At 64.4% G+C, this 15,907-nt stretch carries 16 protein-coding genes; 5 read left to right on the top strand and 11 right to left on the bottom strand.

Annotated features, from left to right (window positions below; genetic code table 11):
• From V7E26_RS13035 to V7E26_RS13025, 3 genes are all read left to right on the top strand, one after another.
• The coding region (locus V7E26_RS13035) for an SDR family NAD(P)-dependent oxidoreductase (RefSeq protein ID WP_324416454.1) at window positions 1-571 on the top strand (571 nt) is incomplete at its 5' end.
• 91 nt (window positions 572-662) lie between these two features.
• On the top strand, window positions 663-1,799 hold the full coding sequence (locus V7E26_RS13030) for a hypothetical protein (protein ID WP_442893396.1): 1,137 nt from the start codon (window positions 663-665) through the stop codon (window positions 1,797-1,799).
• A 94-nt stretch (window positions 1,800-1,893) separates the two neighbouring features.
• On the top strand, window positions 1,894-3,120 hold the full coding sequence (locus V7E26_RS13025) for an ABC transporter substrate-binding protein (RefSeq protein ID WP_324416452.1): 1,227 nt from the start codon (window positions 1,894-1,896) through the stop codon (window positions 3,118-3,120).
• An 86-nt stretch (window positions 3,121-3,206) separates the two neighbouring features.
• Here V7E26_RS13025 and V7E26_RS13020 read toward each other — a convergent pair whose 3' ends face one another.
• From V7E26_RS13020 to V7E26_RS13005, 4 genes are read right to left on the bottom strand one after another with little or no spacing between them, the layout of a single operon-like run.
• Window positions 3,207-4,448, bottom strand: coding sequence for a TCR/Tet family MFS transporter (locus tag V7E26_RS13020; protein ID WP_324416450.1), 1,242 nt, complete (start codon window positions 4,446-4,448; stop codon window positions 3,207-3,209).
• Entirely contained in the window at window positions 4,445-5,824 is a 1,380-nt protein-coding gene (gene der, locus V7E26_RS13015) for a ribosome biogenesis GTPase Der (RefSeq protein ID WP_324416448.1), read from the bottom strand. The genes V7E26_RS13020 and der overlap by 4 nt, the downstream gene beginning before the upstream one ends.
• A gap of 55 nt (window positions 5,825-5,879) precedes the next feature.
• Window positions 5,880-6,392 carry a hypothetical protein gene (locus V7E26_RS13010; protein ID WP_324416446.1) on the bottom strand — a complete coding sequence of 171 codons (513 nt, stop codon included), beginning with the start codon at window positions 6,390-6,392 and terminating at the stop codon, window positions 5,880-5,882.
• Window positions 6,393-6,429: 37 nt separating this feature from the next.
• On the bottom strand, window positions 6,430-7,083 hold the full coding sequence (locus tag V7E26_RS13005) for a tetratricopeptide repeat protein (RefSeq protein WP_324416444.1): 654 nt from the start codon (window positions 7,081-7,083) through the stop codon (window positions 6,430-6,432).
• Window positions 7,084-7,327: 244 nt separating this feature from the next.
• On the opposite strand from V7E26_RS13005, the gene V7E26_RS13000 reads away from it, so the two are divergent.
• Complete coding sequence (locus tag V7E26_RS13000; RefSeq protein WP_324416443.1) at window positions 7,328-8,179, top strand: hypothetical protein; 852 nt, start codon at window positions 7,328-7,330, stop codon at window positions 8,177-8,179.
• Window positions 8,180-8,186: 7 nt separating this feature from the next.
• Here the strand turns inward: V7E26_RS13000 and V7E26_RS12995 are convergent, their stop codons facing one another.
• From V7E26_RS12995 to V7E26_RS12975, 5 genes are all read right to left on the bottom strand, one after another.
• A complete protein-coding gene (locus V7E26_RS12995; protein ID WP_324416441.1) occupies window positions 8,187-9,779 on the bottom strand; it encodes a class I adenylate-forming enzyme family protein in 1,593 nt (530 codons plus the stop codon).
• A 10-nt stretch (window positions 9,780-9,789) separates the two neighbouring features.
• Window positions 9,790-10,611: a 3-methyl-2-oxobutanoate hydroxymethyltransferase gene (panB, locus tag V7E26_RS12990; RefSeq protein WP_324416439.1), complete on the bottom strand. Its 822-nt coding sequence runs from the start codon at window positions 10,609-10,611 to the stop codon at window positions 9,790-9,792.
• A gap of 2 nt (window positions 10,612-10,613) precedes the next feature.
• Complete coding sequence (locus V7E26_RS12985; protein ID WP_324416437.1) at window positions 10,614-11,198, bottom strand: NnrU family protein; 585 nt, start codon at window positions 11,196-11,198, stop codon at window positions 10,614-10,616.
• 86 nt (window positions 11,199-11,284) lie between these two features.
• Window positions 11,285-11,887, bottom strand: coding sequence for a hypothetical protein (locus tag V7E26_RS12980; RefSeq protein WP_324416435.1), 603 nt, complete (start codon window positions 11,885-11,887; stop codon window positions 11,285-11,287).
• 202 nt (window positions 11,888-12,089) lie between these two features.
• A complete protein-coding gene (locus V7E26_RS12975) occupies window positions 12,090-13,709 on the bottom strand; it encodes a peptide chain release factor 3 (RefSeq protein WP_324416433.1) in 1,620 nt (539 codons plus the stop codon).
• Window positions 13,710-13,864: 155 nt separating this feature from the next.
• On the opposite strand from V7E26_RS12975, the gene sugE reads away from it, so the two are divergent.
• Entirely contained in the window at window positions 13,865-14,188 is a 324-nt protein-coding gene (sugE, locus tag V7E26_RS12970) for a quaternary ammonium compound efflux SMR transporter SugE (protein ID WP_324416431.1), read from the top strand.
• On the opposite strand, the gene V7E26_RS12965 is transcribed toward sugE, so the two are convergent.
• Both V7E26_RS12965 and V7E26_RS12960 read right to left on the bottom strand, forming a co-directional pair.
• Window positions 14,180-15,184: an inorganic phosphate transporter gene (locus V7E26_RS12965; RefSeq protein ID WP_324416429.1), complete on the bottom strand. Its 1,005-nt coding sequence runs from the start codon at window positions 15,182-15,184 to the stop codon at window positions 14,180-14,182. The genes sugE and V7E26_RS12965 overlap by 9 nt on opposite strands.
• Window positions 15,185-15,261: 77 nt before the next feature.
• The gene (locus V7E26_RS12960) at window positions 15,262-15,906 is read right to left on the bottom strand and encodes a DUF47 domain-containing protein (RefSeq protein ID WP_324416427.1); all 645 of its coding nucleotides are present in this window, start codon (window positions 15,904-15,906) and stop codon (window positions 15,262-15,264) included.
• Window position 15,907: the final 1 nt, after the last annotated feature.

The raw sequence follows: 15,907 nt of genomic DNA, 5'->3' as shown, positions 1-15,907 counted from the left end.
CGCCACGCTGGTGCCGCTCAACCTCACCGATTTCGACGGCATCGCGCGGCTGGGCGCGGCGCTGCACGAGCGCCACGGCAAGCTCGACATTCTCGTCGGCAATGCCGGCGTCGCCGGTCCCTCCTCGCCGCTCGGCCATATCGAGCTGAAGCCGTGGAACGACGTCATCGCGGTAAACGTCACCGCGAACTTCCAGCTGATCCGCTGCATGGACCCGCTGCTCAGGGTTTCCGACGCCGGCCGCGCCGTGTTCGTGACCTCGGGGGCCGCCAGCAAGGCGAATGCCTATCAGGGGCCGTATGCCGCCTCGAAGGCCGCGCTGGATACGCTGGTGCGTTCCTGGGCCAACGAGACCGTGAGCACGAAGCTGCGCGTCAACCTGTTCAGCCCCGGACCGATCCGCACCCGCATGCGCGCCAGCGTATTTCCCGGCGAGGACCCGATGACGCTGGATACGCCTGAGCAGGCGGCCGAGTTCATCGTGCCGATGTGCGCGCCAGAGTGGACCGAGACCGGCAAGCTCTATGACTACAAGATGCGCAAGCTGTTGAGCTTCCGCGCGCCGGAGTAAGCGTCCACGTCATTGACTCCCCGACGTCGCCGCGATTGACTGCCTCCCCAGCGGGAACAACCCGCCAAGAAAAAAACATCGGGAGGCATTCATGACGCCGACGCGTCCTCGCGCCCGCCAATATCTTTCCAGAACCATTTCCGCTTGCTTCACCGCAGCCATGCTGATGGCAGCGCCCGCGTCCTCGCAGGCCGGCGACATTCCAACCTTCGCCGTCGACGCCGCCTGGCCGAAGCCGCTGCCGAACAACTGGATCCTCGGCCAGGTCGGCGGCATCACCGTCGATGCGCAGGGCCACATCTGGGTGATCCATCGTCCGCGCTCGCTTACCGATGACGAGAAGGGCGCGGCGCTGACGCCGCCGCGCTCCAAATGCTGCGTGTCGGCGCCGCCCGTGCTCGAGTTCGATGCCGATGGCAATCTGCTGCGTTCCTGGGGTGGCGCCGGCGAAGGCTATGAATGGGTCGGCCGCGAGCACGGCATCGAGGTGGACGACAAGGGCTTCGTGTGGATCGGCGGCAATGCCGACAACGACAACGCAATCCTGAAATTCACGCTCGACGGCAGGTTCGTGATGCAGATCGGCAAGATCGCGCCGAGCAAGGGTTCTGGCGACACCACACAGCTCGGCAAACCGGCCGAGACCGCGATCGACAAGGACGCCAACGAAATCTACGTCGCCGACGGCTACGGCAATCGCCGCGTCATCGTCTTCGATGCCACCACGGGCGCCTACAAGCGGCACTGGGGCGCCTACGGCAAACCGCCCGATGACGGCAAGCAGGCGCCTTACGATCCCAACGGGCCGGCCCCGCAGCAATTCGCCAACCCCGTGCATTGCGTGAAGCTCGCCAACGACGGGTTGCTTTACGTCTGCGATCGCATGAACAACCGCATTCAGGTGTTCAGGAAAGATGGAACCTTCGTTAAGGAATGGTTCTACGAAAAGAACACGCGCGGCAACGGCGCGATATGGGATATCGCGATCTGGCCCGACCCGAAGCAGACCTATCTCCTGAGCGCCGACGGCGAAAATAACGAAATCCGGGTACTGAAACGGGATGATGGTACCGTAGTGGGCAGCTTTGGCCGCAGCGGGCGCCAGGCCGGCCAGTTCCACTGGATTCACGCCATGGCGGTGGACGCCAGGGGCAACGTCTATACCGCCGAGGTCGACACCGGAAAGCGGATCCAGAAGTTCAGGCTGACCTCCGACGCGCTACGATAGGTGCATTGCACCCGCTTTCCGGAAAGTCTATCGCAGGGCTAGCTGGCAGGTTCCGAAAAGAGAGCCGGCGAACAACCATTCAGGAGGGAATACCATGACGACCAGAATTGCGCGGCACTTTGCCGCCTCGGTGGCGCTTACCGCACTTTGCCTCGCGACGCCGGCGCTGGCCCAGGACAAGACCGTCAAGATCGGCGTATTGAACGACATGGCTGGCCTTTACGCCGACATTGGCGGCCCCAATTCCGTTGTCGCGGTCAAGATGGCGGTCGAAGACTCCGGCCTCACCAAGAAGGGCTGGAAGATCGACGTCATCAGCGGCGACCACCAGAACAAGCCTGACGTCGGCGTCAACCTCGCGCGGCAGTGGATTGATAACGAGAAAGTCGACGCCATCGCCGACACGCCAACTTCCAGTGTCGCACTCGCGGTCAGCAATCTGGTGAAGGAAAAGAACGCGGTGCTGCTCAATTCCGGCGCCGCGACTGCCGATCTCACCGGTAAGGCCTGCACGCCGAACACCGTTTCGTTCACTTACGACACCTACATGCTCGCCAACGGCACCGGCAAGGCGCTGACCAAGGCCGGCGGCGACACCTGGTTCTTCCTGACTGTCGATTATGCCTTCGGTCATGCCCTGGAGCGCGACACCACCTCGGCTATAACCGCTAACGGCGGCAAGGTGGTTGGCGGCGTCAAGCATCCGCTCAATACGTCTGACTTCTCCTCCTTCCTGCTGCAGGCGCAGTCTTCGAAGGCCAAGATCATCGGCCTCGCCAACGCCGGCGGCGACACCACCAATTCGATCAAGCAGGCCGCCGAATTCGGCATCATCCAGGGCGGCCAAAAGCTCGCTCCGTTGCTGATGTTTGTCACCGACGTGCATTCGCTGGGACTGAAGACGGCGCAAGGCCTGACGTTCACGGAATCGTTCTACTGGGACATGAACGACCAGACCCGCGCCTGGTCGAAGCGATTCGCTGCGCTCGCCAGCAAGAACGCGATGCCCTCGATGACGCAGGCCGGCAACTACGCCATGGTGCTGCATTATCTCAAGGCGATGGAAGCGCTCGGCGGCAATCCGCATGACGGCGCCAAGGTCGTCGCCAAGATGAAGGAATTGCCGACCGACGATCCCCTGTTCGGCAAGGGCCCGCTGCGCGCGGATGGCCGCCGCATGATTCCGGCCTATCTGTTCGAGGTGAAGAAGCCGGAAGAGTCGAAGGGACCGTGGGATTACTACAAGCAGATCGCCACGATCTCCGCGGAAGACGCCGCCAAGCCGCTCGAAGCCAGCGAGTGTCCGCTGGTGAAGAAGTAAGAGTTGTAGTGTGGGTTAGTAGCGCTGCGTAACCCGCCTTATCCAATGCAGACGAAGGGTGGGTTACGCCTACGGCTAACCCACCCTTACTTTTTCAACGTCCGCCACGCGATCAGGAGCGCGAGCCCGAGCAATGCCGCGGCCAGCAAAAACGGCGCACCCGGCATTTTGAACGGCGCCTGATCGCTGATGAAATAGGCAAAGGTCAGCGTAAACAGAAACGGCCCCAGCATCTGCGCGATGCTGTTGACGCTGTTGGTCGCGCCCTGCAACTGCCCCTGCTGGTCCGGCGCCACGAGTTGGGTCGTCAGCGCCTGCACTGCGGCGCCCGCCACGCCCCACAGCGCCATCACGGGAATGCCGACCCAGAACAGCGGCCCGGTCGGCGCTGCGCCATAGATGAAGAATCCCAATCCGCCGCTCGCGAGCCCGAGCAGCAGCGCCCGTCGCTCACCGAGCCGCTTGACGATCGGCCCGACGCCCGCGCCCTGCACCACCATCGCGCAGACGCCGACCAGCGCCAGCGTGAGGCCGACCGTCCTGGTGTCCCAGCCGTAACGGTAGGTCGCATAGAGCACGAAGGTGGACGGCAGCACCACATGCGCGACCTGACCGAAGAAATTCGCCAGCGACAGACCGGCGAGGATGCGGTTGGAGCGGAGCAGATGCAGCGCGCCGAGCGGACTGGCGCTCTTCCAGCGAAACGGCGCGCGACGCTCCACCGGCAGCGACTCCGGCAGGATCAGCCAGCCATAGAGCGTATTGGCGAAGCTCAAGCCGGCCGCGATCCAGAATGGCAGGCGCGGATCCATGCCGCCGAGCAGGCCGCCGACCGCGGGGCCAAGAATGAAGCCGGCGCCGAACGCCGCGCCGATCTTGCCGAACACCGCGGCACGCCGTTCCGGCGGCGTCACGTCGGCGATATAGGCAAACGCCGTCGAGATGCTCGCTGACGTAATCCCTGATATCACCCGGCCGATGAACAGCCAGATCAGTGACGGCGCGAGCGCCATCAGCACATAGTCCAGCGCCAGCCCGAAATTCGACAACAGCACCACCGGCCGCCGGCCGAAGCGATCCGAAAGCGCGCCGAGGATCGGCGAGAACAGGAACTGCATCAGCGCCCAGGCGGTGCCGAACAGGCCGAAGATCCGCGCCGCGGTGGCGGTGTCGTTGTCGACAAAACTCTCCACGAGCTTGGGCAGGATCGGCAGGATCAGGCCGAGCGCGAGCATGTCGAGCAGGATGGTGACGAAGATGAAGGCCGCCGCGCCGCTGCGCACCGGCGGCCTGTCGTCGGCGACGGCAGCGGACGCCTGCTCGCTCATGACGGCCGCTTGCGCTTGTGGGCGAATGGGTTGGCCTTTTCGCGCAGCGTGATCCGGATCGGCGTCCCCGGCAGTTCAAACGCCTCGCGCAGGCTGTTGGTGAGATAGCGCAAATAGGACTGCGGCACCGCGTCGGCGCGCGAGCAGAACAGCACGAAGCTCGGCGGACGCGCCTTGGTCTGGGTGATGTAATTCAGCTTCAGGCGACGGCCCGACACCGCCGGCGGCGGATTGGCCTGGATTGCCTGCTCGAACCAGCGATTGAGCGCGGCCGTCGACACCCGCTTGTTCCAGACCGCGTAGGCATCCTCGATCGCCTTCATCAGGCGATCGATGCCCTCGCCCATCAGGCCCGACACGGCGACGATCGGCGCGCCCTTGACCTGCGGCAGCCAGTGATCGGCATCGCTGCGCAGCGCCGAAATCAGATGCGGCTTGCGCTCCATCAGATCCCATTTGTTGACTGCGAACACGATGGCGCGGCCCTCGCGCTCGATCAGGTCGGCGATGCGCAGGTCCTGTTCCTCGAAGCGGTGCTGCGCGTCCATCATCATGACGACGACTTCGGCAAAGCGCACCGCGCGCAGCGCGTCCGCCACGGACAGTTTCTCCAGCTTCTCCTCGATCCGCGAGCGGCGCCGCAGGCCCGCGGTATCGAACACGCGGAAATCGCGGCCCTGCCAGTTGATCTCGACCGCGATGGAATCGCGCGTGGTGCCGGCCTCGGCGCTGGTCAACAGCCGCTCCTCGCCAAGCAGGTGATTGATCAGCGTGGATTTCCCCGCATTGGGACGGCCGACGACAGCGACGCGGATCGGGCGCTGTGCGAGATACTCCTCCGACATCTCCTCGTCGTCGGGCTCTTCCGTTTCTTCCTGAGGCTCCGGCATCAGCGCGGCCAGCGCGTCGTAGAGTTCGCCCATGCCCTCGCCATGCTCGGCCGAAATCTGCACGGGATCGCCGAGCCCCAGCGCATAGGATTCCATCGCGCCGATTTCGCCGTGCTTGCCCTCGCTCTTGTTGGCGAGCAATACCACCGGCTTGTTGGCGCGGCGGGCGAAATCGGCAAAGGCGCGATCGTTCGGCGTCAGCCCGGCGCGGGCGTCGATCACGAACATCAGCGCGTCGGCGAGGTCGATCGCGGTTTCGGTCTGCTCCTGCATCCGCGCGATCAGCGAGCCCCTGGCGCCCTCGTCGAGACCCGCGGTATCGATCACGGTGAATTCGAGATCGCCAAGACGCGCCTGGCCCTCGCGACGGTCGCGGGTCACGCCGGGCTCGTCATCCACCAGCGCGAGCTTCTGCCCAACCAGGCGGTTGAACAGCGTCGACTTGCCGACATTCGGCCGGCCGATAATGGCAATCGTAAAGGACATAAATGACCCAAACGCCCTTTTTCGAAGGGCGTGTCAATCGAACGAATATCAGAAATCAGCGCTGGAAACTGCCGCTCGGCATCGGGGCCGGGAAAGCCGATTGCTGCGAAGATTGCGTCGATGCTGCCGACTGATCGGGCGGCGGCGCGGTGGTGCGCTTGCGCGTGATCTTGGCCGGCTTGGGAGCCGGCGGCGCCGCACCGGTGCTGCCCTCTTCCTCGGGAGCGGCATCCTGCTCCGCAGGCGCGGCGGGTGCAGCAGCCTGCTTGCCCTTGGATTTCGCGCCGCGCTTGGATTTCGGCTCCTCCGGCGGCGGAGCAACGGCAGCGGCCTGCGCGTTCGGGTCCTCGACACGCGAGCCCTTGTAGAGATCCTTCGGTACGCCCTGCTCGAGCCCGGGCACGCCTTCGGGAAACACCGCCTTGCGCTCGCCCGGCAGCTTCTTCTTGGTATCGAGGAAATCAAGCAGATCGGACGGATCGAAATTGCCCATGCTGCCACAGCCGGCAAGCGCGCTGGATAGCGCGACGAGGACGGTGGCTGCGATCAAACGTTGCGGGCGGCGCATAAGCTTTTTTCCAACTCGTTCTTTTGCCGGTTTATCTCTAGCTCTTGGCGACCGGCGGCAGCAGGGCCTGCAGCGCCTCGGCACGCGAGCGCAGGCTCGGCGGCGTTTCGCCGTCATCGGCAATCATGTCGAGCCACTGCCTCGCCGCGGCGGCATCGTTGGCGCGCCAGGCCGACAGCGCCAGCAATTCGCGCGCAGTATGGCGGAAGGTCGCGCCCGGCGCAGCCGCCGCCTCGAGGCGCTCTTTCATGTTCGGATAGCCAGCGGTTTCCAGCAGCAATTGGGCGGCGCGGACCCGCGCCAGCTCCTGATCGGCGGCGCCGACGCTGCGATCAGCCGCGATCTCGTCGTACATCTTTGCCGCCGCCGGCGCGTCGCGGTTGGCGATCTCCGCTGCCAGACGCAGCCGCGACAGCACGCGATATCCGGACGGGGCTTTCGCCACGAGATCGGCAAAAGCCGCTTCGGCCTCGGCATGCTTGTTGGCGTCCGAAAGCTCCACAGCCTTGTCGAAGGCAGCGCCCGCCTCGGCCGCCTTCTTGGCCTCCAGGTACTCATAACCGCGCCAGCCGCCCACCGCGGCAACGATCAAAATCATGCCGGCAATGATGTAGAGCGAATACTTGTCCCACAGCTTCTTGAGCTGTTCGCGACGTACTTCTTCGTCTACTTCATCAAATAATTCAGACACTTAATGAAATCCCATCCCGGAGGAACCGCGACTATGCCGGCAGTATCGCGCAGCCGATCCCCGCATGGCCGGGGCGTAGCCTATCGGTATGGCGGTGGCAAGGCAAAGCGTGGCGGATCAAAGCGTTAACAGCCCTGCCGAACGGACCGAGAATCCGGCAGAGATTGTTGACATCGCAGTTCAAAGTTTGGCGTAATCCGCCCGCGTCAATCTATCGACTCGTCCCCCGTTTTTCAGGTGTTTCATGCCCCGCCCTGCGCTGGTTTTGATCCTCGCCATGGGCCTGATATCCCTGCCCGCTGCCCTGTTTGCCGACGACCTCAGGGCAAAGGCCCCGGAAACCGCATTCTCGGGCAAGTTGCGCCCCGACATTCTGGGAATCTCGACCGAATCGACCGCCGAATCCTCGCGCGCCATCTTCGATACGCTGTTCAGGGGGCGCACCGACACCCAGACCGACATCCAGCAGCAGAAATCCGGCCACGGCACCAGCTACGTCGCGGCGCTGAATTTCACCCTCCCCGCCGGGCCCAAACAAAATGGCGAGATGCTGTCGACCTGCTTCTCCGCGCCGGCCAGCACCAATCGCGCCTATTTCGTCGCCCGCAACCTGACCTTCGCGCAGGACCAGCAGCCGTCGAAGGCTGACATGATCAAGGACGTGATGGGCAAATACGGCGTGCCCACCATCGTTGGCGACCAGCATCTGTACTACATCTACCGCAAGGGCTCGATCATGTCGGTCGGCGGCAAATACAAGGAAGCGACCGCGCTCGAAGCGATCGACAAGCCGCTCGATCCGCGCGCCGCCGTCAAGCTCAACGGCGACACCGTGCGCGGCAGTTGCGTGGCCGTCATCAAGCGGGCGCAGGCCAAGGTCAGGGATCCCGGCGCCATGCTCATTGAGGCCAAGGGCGCGAACTGTGACGGGGTGCTGAGCGTGCAGCTCGTGCCGGGCACGCAGGCTGATCGCGTCGGCATCGCGCAATTCACTTTGCTCGATGTCAAACAGCTCATCAGCGCGGCCGCCATCGACCGCGCCGCTGCAGGACAAGGCGACGGCCAGATGCCGACAGGCAGCACGCCGAAACTCTAACGGCCCTTCAAGCCGTAAGAGTCTCGCGGAGCTGCCGCTTCATCACCTTGCCATTGGCGTTGCGCGGCAACGGGTCGGTCCGCACATCCATGGTTTCCGGCACCTTGTAGTCCGACAGCCGTTCGGCGCACCAGGCGCGCAGCGCCTCCGCGCCGACGGCATTCCGCGTCACGACGACAGCGTGCACGCGCTCGCCCAGCACCGGGCACGGCCTGGCGATGATCGCGCTTTCGACCACCTCCGGGTGCCCCGCCAATACCGACTCGACTTCCGCCGAATAGATCTTCAGCCCGCCGCGGTTGATCATGTCCTTCTGGCGGTCGAACACGCGGACGAAATTCTCATGATCGATCGAGCCGAGATCGCCGGAATGCCAGAAGCCGGCGGTAAAGCTCTCCGCGGTCGCCTTCGGGTTGTTCCAGTAGCCCTTGATGACGGAGCCGCCGTGAATCCAGATTTCGCCGATTTCGCCGCGCGGCAGTTCGCGGCCTTCGGCGTCCATCACGACGATCTGCGCGCCTGGACAGGGTAAGCCGACACTGTCGATATGGCTGGCGGTCAATTCGCCCGGCATCATGGTCGACGGCGATGTCGTCTCGGTCGCGCCATAGCAGTTCGCCAGCTTGAGGCCGGGAATCTTGGCGTCGAGCCGTTCGATGGTGGCGATCGGCATCGGCGCGCCGCCGAAGCCGCCGATCCGCCAGCTCGAAAGATCGTAGCTGTCGAAGTCCGGCTGCAGCAGGCAGAGATTATACATCGCCGGCACCATCACCGTGTAGGTGACGCGCTCGCGCGCCGCCAGCTTCAGATATTCCGTTGCCTTGAACTCCGGCATGATGATCAGCGCGCCGGCGGCGCACACCATGGTCATGACGTTGGCGACGACGCCGGTGACATGACCGAGCGGCACGGCGGCGATCGAGCGGTCCGCCTCGGTGAGCGCCAGGCACGACACGAACACCATCGACGAATGAATGATGGTGCAATGGGCGAGCATGGCGCCCTTCGGCTTACCCGTCGTGCCCGAGGTGTAGAGGATCATGGCAGTGTCTTCTTCGCCGACCTCGACCGGCGCGGCCAGCGGCGGGTTTTCCGCAAGCTCCGAAAAGCGCGAGACGTGCGGATCGTCGTCGACGGCAATGCGATGCGCGACTTCCGGAATGTCGGGTGAATCGGGCACGCGGCCGGCCAGCGCCGCCTCGTGGATCAGGAGCTTTGCGCCGCAATCGGTCAGCACATAGGCAATCTCGGGCTTTTGCTGGCGGGTCGACAGCAGCACGGTTACCAGCCCGGCATGGGCGGCGCCGAGCATCGTCAGCACGAACTCGATCCGGTTGCCGAGCAATATCGCGACGCGGTCGCCACGCCGCAGGCCGAGCTTCTGAAATCCTGCCGCGATCTTCGCCGATTGCCGCGCGACTTCGCGCCAGGTCATGCGCGTGTTGCCGCAGACCAATGCTTCGCCGTCGCCGTTTCGCGCCACGGCATCGGCCACCATGACCGAAATGCTCTTCGGCCGCTCGCAGAAGACCGGAACGATCCGATCGCCGAAGCGCGGTTCCAGCCGCATCGCCGGAATGGAGTGCCGCGACCAGTCCATTGCGCCCCCGTCAGCTCTTTTTCATCTCGTAGACATGTTCCGCTCCGGGAAACGCCCGCGAGCGGACGTCATCGGCATAGCCCTTGATCGCCGTTTCGATCGCGGGGCCGAGATCGCCGTAGCGGCGCACGAATCTCGGCGTCCGCGGCGACAGGCCGAGCATGTCCTCAAGCACCAGAACCTGCCCGTCGCAGGCCGCGCTGGCGCCGATGCCGATGGTCGGAATGGCGATGGTTTCAGTGATCTTTCGCGCCAGCGGCTCGGCGACCGCCTCGATCACGACCGAGAAGGCCCCCGCATCCGAGACCGCCTGGGCATCCCTGAGGATCGGCTCCCAACTGCCCTCGTCGCGGCCCTGGGCGCGAAACGAGCCGAGCGTGTTGATCGATTGCGGCGTCAGCCCGATATGGCCCATGACCGGCACGCCGCGCTGGGACAGGAAAGCGACGGTTTCCGTCAACCGTTCGCCGCCTTCGAGCTTCACCGCGCCGCACTGCGTCTCCTTCAATATCCGCACCGCGGAATGAAACGCCTGCTCCTTGGACGCTTCATACGAGCCAAACGGCATATCGACCACGACCAGCGCCTGCTTCGAGCCGCGCATCACCGCGCTTCCCTGCAGGATCATCATGTCGAGCGTCACCGGCACGGTGGTCTCGAAGCCGTGCATGACGTTGCCGAGGGAATCGCCGACCAGGATGACGTCGCAATGGCGGTCGACCAGCGCGGCGGTGTGCGCGTGATAGGACGTCAGCATCACGATCGGCTCGCCCTTCTTGCGCGCTCGAATATCGGGCGCGGTCTTGCGCCTGACGGCAGACTGAACAGACATTGCTAGGCTCCAACCACGGGCACGCCGATCACGACCGGATGGAACGCGAATGCCAGCGCGAGATAGACGACGAGACCGACCGCAATCGCGATCAGGTCGTTGCCGGGACCGCCGACGGGTATCGGCGGCCCGCCGGCATCGGTGCGAGATTTGAGCGAAATGCGATCATAGACCGCCCAGGCGAGGAACGAGCCGAACAGGATGATCGAGCCGAGATCGCCGTTGGCGAGCAGATGCGCGGCGGCCCACAGCTTGATGCCCGTCAGCATCGGATGCTTCAGCGTCGTGTAGATCCGGCCGCGGATATAGGAGGCGACCACCAGGATGACCGCGGGCAGCATCAGCGCCACCGCGATGTGCTTGAACACCACTGGCGGGTTCCAGACGTCGATCCAGCCCGTCGCGCGATATTTGGCAAAGCCCCAGATGATCAGCGCAAGCCCTGCGAACGAGGCTAGCGAATAGCCGATCTTGTAGCCACCCTCGCCGGTCGCGGCGATCACCTGCGCGCGCAGCTTGCGCTGGATGGTGAGCGTATGGACGCCGAAAAACACGATCAGCCCCAGGATCATCACCAGCAGTCCCATGATGTTCTCCCGTCACGCGGCTGGTCTTCTCGGATATCCGAGTATCATTTTAGGGGCTCGGAAAGCAATGCGCCACGCCGCCGCCATCACGGCTTCCCGGCCTGCTTTCCGAGATCGCGGTTATCGACATAGCGGATCGCGATCGGCCGCCCGGCGAGCGCGCCGCCGAGGCCGGCGGTGAATTTGAGTGGCAGGCAGGCGGTCAGCGAGGCGTTGATGGCTTTCAGATAGGTCGCGCGGGTGTCGGCGGGGATGCCTGCCGTGGCATAGGTCACGCGTGGTGTCGCGATGATCCCGCCCGAGCGCCTGAAGCTGAAACGAACCGACATCTGCATGCCCTCGCGCGCGACCTCGGCCGGCGGCGGCGTCCAGCAGGAGCGCAGCGCCGCGAACAGGTCGCCGATCGTATCGAGATCGTGGTCGGGCTTCTTGTATTTCGCGACCTGATCCTGCTCCGGCACGCTCTCGATGGTGAGCTGCAGATTCTGGCCGTAGGGGTAGTCGATCTCGGGAATGCACGGGCCATCGTTGAACACGCTGCAGAACGACGGCGTGCACGGCTGGCCGTCGAGCACGCTGCAGGGCGCATGCGAAAACGGCGTGGCGTCGATCTGGCGGCGGTGCTGCGCATCGGCAGCACCGATCCCGAGGGACAGGCCGATCAGGCAGAGGATGGCGAACCTAGGCATGAGCGGGGTCCTCGGGCGACCCAACCAAGGTGACGTGCGCTTGGGCCACTATCAAGGCGGTCCGCGTTCACATCCCCGCGTTCATCGCGGACAATTCCGCAATCAGGGCCGTCGCGCTGGGCTGGTCGAGAGACGTCAGTGGTTTACGGATAAGTCGCGGCGTACTGGGTCCCCCGCTTTCGCGGAGGACGACAGTGGAGGCTCACGCCTTCTTCTTCACGTCCTTGACGTTGGAGAAGTTGATCCCTTCGGCGCGCTCGCGGGTATAGCCGAGATAGAACTCGTTCCTGGCCATGAACACGGGGTCGCCGTCGACATCGTCGGCGATGCCGGAATTGTTGGCGGCGACGAAGGCGTCGAGCTTCTTGCGGTCGTCGGAGGAGATCCAGCGCGCGAGCTGAAATTCCGAGACCTCGAATTCCACCGGCAGCGAATATTCGGCATCGAGCCGCGCCTTGAGCACATCGAGCTGCAGCGGGCCGACGACGCCGACCAGCGCCGGCGCGCCGTCGCGCGGCCGGAACACCTGCACAACGCCCTCTTCCGACATCTGCTGCAGCGCTTCCTTCAGCTTCTTCGCCTTCATCGCATCCGTCAGGCGCACGCGGCGGATGATTTCCGGGGCGAAGCTCGGCACGCCGACGAAGGTGATGTCCTCGCCTTCGGTCAGGGTATCGCCGATCCGCAGCGTGCCGTGGTTCGGAATGCCGACGACGTCGCCGGCAAAGGCTTCGTCCGCCACCGAACGGTCCTGCGCGAAGAAGAACTGCGGCGACGACAGCGACATGTTCTTGCCGGTCCGCACCAGCTTCGCCTTCATGCCGCGGCTGAGCTTGCCGGAGCAGAGGCGCGCAAACGCGATGCGGTCGCGATGGTTCGGGTCCATGTTGGCCTGGATCTTGAACACGAAGGCGCTCATGCGCGGCTCCGCGGCCTCCACCTTGCGAATGTTCGAGTCCTGCGCGCGCGGCGCCGGCGCGAACTTGCCGAGGCCCTCGAGCAGGTCGCCGACGCCGAAATTGCGCAGCGCGCTGCCGAAATAGACCGGCGTCAGATGACCCTCGCGAAACGCTCCCAGTTCAAACGGCTTGCAGGCCTCGGAGGCCAGTTCCAGCTCTTCCTTGACCTGGCCGACATCCAGGCTGGCGTTGCGCCTGCCGAGGTCGGCGATATCGATCTGCTCGGTCGCGCCGGTCTTGGCGCCGCCGCCTTCCAGCAGGCGCACGCCGCCGTTGACGACATCGTAGGTGCCGAGGAAGTCGCGGCCCCGGCCGACCGGCCAGGTCATCGGCGTGGTATCAAGCGCCAGCGTCTTTTCGATCTCGTCCAGCAGTTCGAACGTATCGCGGCTCTCGCGGTCCATCTTGTTGATGAAGGTGATGATCGGAATGTCGCGCAGCCGGCACACCTCGAACAGCTTTCGCGTCCGCGCCTCGATGCCCTTGGCGGCGTCGATCACCATGACGGCGGAATCGACCGCGGTGAGCGTGCGGTAGGTGTCCTCGGAGAAGTCCTCGTGGCCCGGAGTATCCAGCAGGTTGAAGACGAGATCGTTGAACTCGAACGTCATCACCGAGGTCACGACCGAGATGCCGCGCTCGCGCTCGATCTTCATCCAGTCGGAGCGGGTGTTGCGCCGCTCGCCCTTGGCCTTGACCTGCCCCGCCAGATTGATGGCGCCACCGAACAGCAGCAGCTTTTCGGTCAGTGTGGTCTTGCCGGCGTCCGGGTGGGAGATGATCGCAAACGTGCGGCGGCGCGCCACTTCATCTGACAGCGGCGAGCGGGACGGCGATTCGGCTGATGCGGCAATGTCGGACATGAGGCTCGTGCGTTTGGCAGGGAAAACCGGGCTGATCAAGCCTCATTTGGTGGTTGCGGAGGCCTCTCACCAGCCCCATATCGGATGCGGAAGGACGACCTTCCATTCCAGCTCATTCCCGCGGGGACGACCCTGCCTTTTTTCGGAGGGTCGTCATGGCCTGGATCGTACTGTTCATCGCTGGCCTCCTGGAAATCGGCTGGGCGATCGGCCTCAAATATACCGAGGGTTTCACTCGCCTCGTTCCATCGGTCCTGACGCTGACCTGCATGGCAGCCAGCATCCTCCTGCTCGGTCTTGCCTTGAAAACACTTCCGATCGGGACCGCCTATGCGATATGGACCGGCATCGGCGCGGTCGGGACGGCGATCCTCGGCATCGCCCTGTTCGGCGAGCCGGCGACCGCCGCCCGCCTCGCCTGCATCGGCCTGATCGTGGCAGGCATCATCGGGCTCAAGCTCGTCACCGAGCTAGCGTAGCGCCACCGCCGCCCAGTAAGTCGCCGCGGCTACGATAGCGGACGCTGGAATGGTGATTACCCACGCGTAGACAATCGAACTCGCCACGTTCCAGCGTACCGCCGATGCGCGCCGCGCCGCGCCGACGCCGACAATGGCGCCGGTAATGGTGTGGGTGGTCGAGACGGGGACCCCGAGAAAGGTCGCCAGGAACAACGTCACCGCTCCGCCGGTTTCAGCGCAAAAGCCCTGCATGGGCGTCAGCTTCGTGATCCGCAGCCCCATGGTGCGCACGATCCGCCAGCCGCCCATCAGCGTGCCGAGGCCCATGGCCGCCTGGCAGGAAATCACGACCCAGAACGGGACGGAGAATTCCGCCCCGAGGTGCCCCTGCGAATACAGCAGCACCGCGATGATACCCATGGTCTTCTGCGCGTCGTTGCCGCCATGGCCGAGCGAATAGAGCGATGCCGAGACGAATTGCAGGATGCGAAAGGCGCGGTCGACCGCAAACGGCGTCGAGCGCACCGATAGCCAGGACACGATCGCCACCAGCACCAATGCCAGCAGGAATCCGACCAGCGGCGAAAGCACGATCGCGAGCAGCGCCTTGGTGAGGCCGCTCCAGACCGCCGCCGATATGCCGGCCTTGGCCACGCCAGCGCCGACCAGTCCGCCGATCAGCGCGTGCGAACTCGACGACGGAATACCGAGCGCCCAGGTGATCAGGTTCCAGACGATGGCGCCGACCAGCGCCGCGAAGATCACGGTGGCATCGATGACGCTGGCGTCGATGATCCCGGTGCCGATGGTATTGGCGACGTGCAGTCCGAACACCAGGAAGGCGATGAAATTGAAGAAAGCGGCCCACAGCACCGCATATTGCGGGCGCAACACGCGGGTCGATACGATCGTGGCGATCGAATTGGCGGCGTCGTGCAATCCGTTGAGGAAGTCGAACAGCAGCGCAACCGCGATCAGGAAGATCAGGATGGGAAGGCCAAGCGTGGCGTCCACTGGATCGGCCCTGCCCTATATCACTTGGTTGAGCATGATCTCATCGGAAAACCGGTATCCACTTTTCCGGATCATGCTCATACCTGTTCGATCACGATCGAGTTGATCTCGTTGGCGACGTCATCGAAGCGGTCGGAGACTTTTTCGAGGTGCTTGTAGATCTCGGCGCCGACGACGAAGTCCATCGAGTTGCCGTTGCGGTGCTTGAGGAACAGCTCCTTCAACCCGATGTCGTGGAGGTCGTCGATGCGGCCCTCCAGCTTGCCGATTTCCTCGGTGATGGCGGTCAGCATCGCGACGTTGCTGCCGATCGATTGCATCAGGGGGATCGCGCGGCTGACAAGATTGGCGCACTCGACCAGCAGCGTGCCCATCTCGCGCATCGGCGGCTCGAAGCTGCGGACCTCGAACAGCACCACCGCCTTTGCGGTCTGCTGCATCTGGTCGATAGCGTCGTCCATCGCGGTGATCAGGTTCTTGATGTCGCCGCGGTCGAACGGGGTGATGAAGGTACGCCTAACCGCAGTCAGTACCTCGCGCGTGATGCCGTCGGCGTCGTTTTCGAACTGATTGACGCGCTGGCAGAATACCGGCGTCTCGTCGCCACCCCGCAGCATGTCCTGCAACGCCAGCGCGCCCTGCACGACCGTCTCGGCATGGCGGGCAAACAGGTCAAAGAACCGCTCCTCCTTGGGCAAAAAGGCACGAAACCAGCGCAGCATG

It is taken from the genome of Bradyrhizobium sp. (assembly GCF_036735945.1).
Classification (GTDB): Bacteria; Pseudomonadota; Alphaproteobacteria; order Rhizobiales; family Xanthobacteraceae; genus Bradyrhizobium.
Note: the sequence above shows the minus strand (reverse complement) of the source record. Positions and strands in the feature narration are given on the sequence as shown.

Coding starts and splice junctions, on each gene's coding strand:
- V7E26_RS13030 (WP_442893396.1), top strand. CDS start 663: ATGACGCCGACGCGTCCTCGCGCCCGCCAATATCTTTCCAGAACCATT.
- V7E26_RS13025 (WP_324416452.1), top strand. CDS start 1,894: ATGACGACCAGAATTGCGCGGCACTTTGCCGCCTCGGTGGCGCTTACC.
- V7E26_RS13020 (WP_324416450.1), bottom strand. CDS start 4,448: ATGAGCGAGCAGGCGTCCGCTGCCGTCGCCGACGACAGGCCGCCGGTG.
- der (WP_324416448.1), bottom strand. CDS start 5,824: ATGTCCTTTACGATTGCCATTATCGGCCGGCCGAATGTCGGCAAGTCG.
- V7E26_RS13010 (WP_324416446.1), bottom strand. CDS start 6,392: ATGCGCCGCCCGCAACGTTTGATCGCAGCCACCGTCCTCGTCGCGCTA.
- V7E26_RS13000 (WP_324416443.1), top strand. CDS start 7,328: ATGCCCCGCCCTGCGCTGGTTTTGATCCTCGCCATGGGCCTGATATCC.
- V7E26_RS12995 (WP_324416441.1), bottom strand. CDS start 9,779: ATGGACTGGTCGCGGCACTCCATTCCGGCGATGCGGCTGGAACCGCGC.
- panB (WP_324416439.1), bottom strand. CDS start 10,611: ATGTCTGTTCAGTCTGCCGTCAGGCGCAAGACCGCGCCCGATATTCGA.
- V7E26_RS12985 (WP_324416437.1), bottom strand. CDS start 11,198: ATGGGACTGCTGGTGATGATCCTGGGGCTGATCGTGTTTTTCGGCGTC.
- V7E26_RS12980 (WP_324416435.1), bottom strand. CDS start 11,887: ATGCCTAGGTTCGCCATCCTCTGCCTGATCGGCCTGTCCCTCGGGATC.
- V7E26_RS12975 (WP_324416433.1), bottom strand. CDS start 13,709: ATGTCCGACATTGCCGCATCAGCCGAATCGCCGTCCCGCTCGCCGCTG.
- sugE (WP_324416431.1), top strand. CDS start 13,865: ATGGCCTGGATCGTACTGTTCATCGCTGGCCTCCTGGAAATCGGCTGG.
- V7E26_RS12960 (WP_324416427.1), bottom strand. CDS start 15,906: ATGCTGCGCTGGTTTCGTGCCTTTTTGCCCAAGGAGGAGCGGTTCTTT.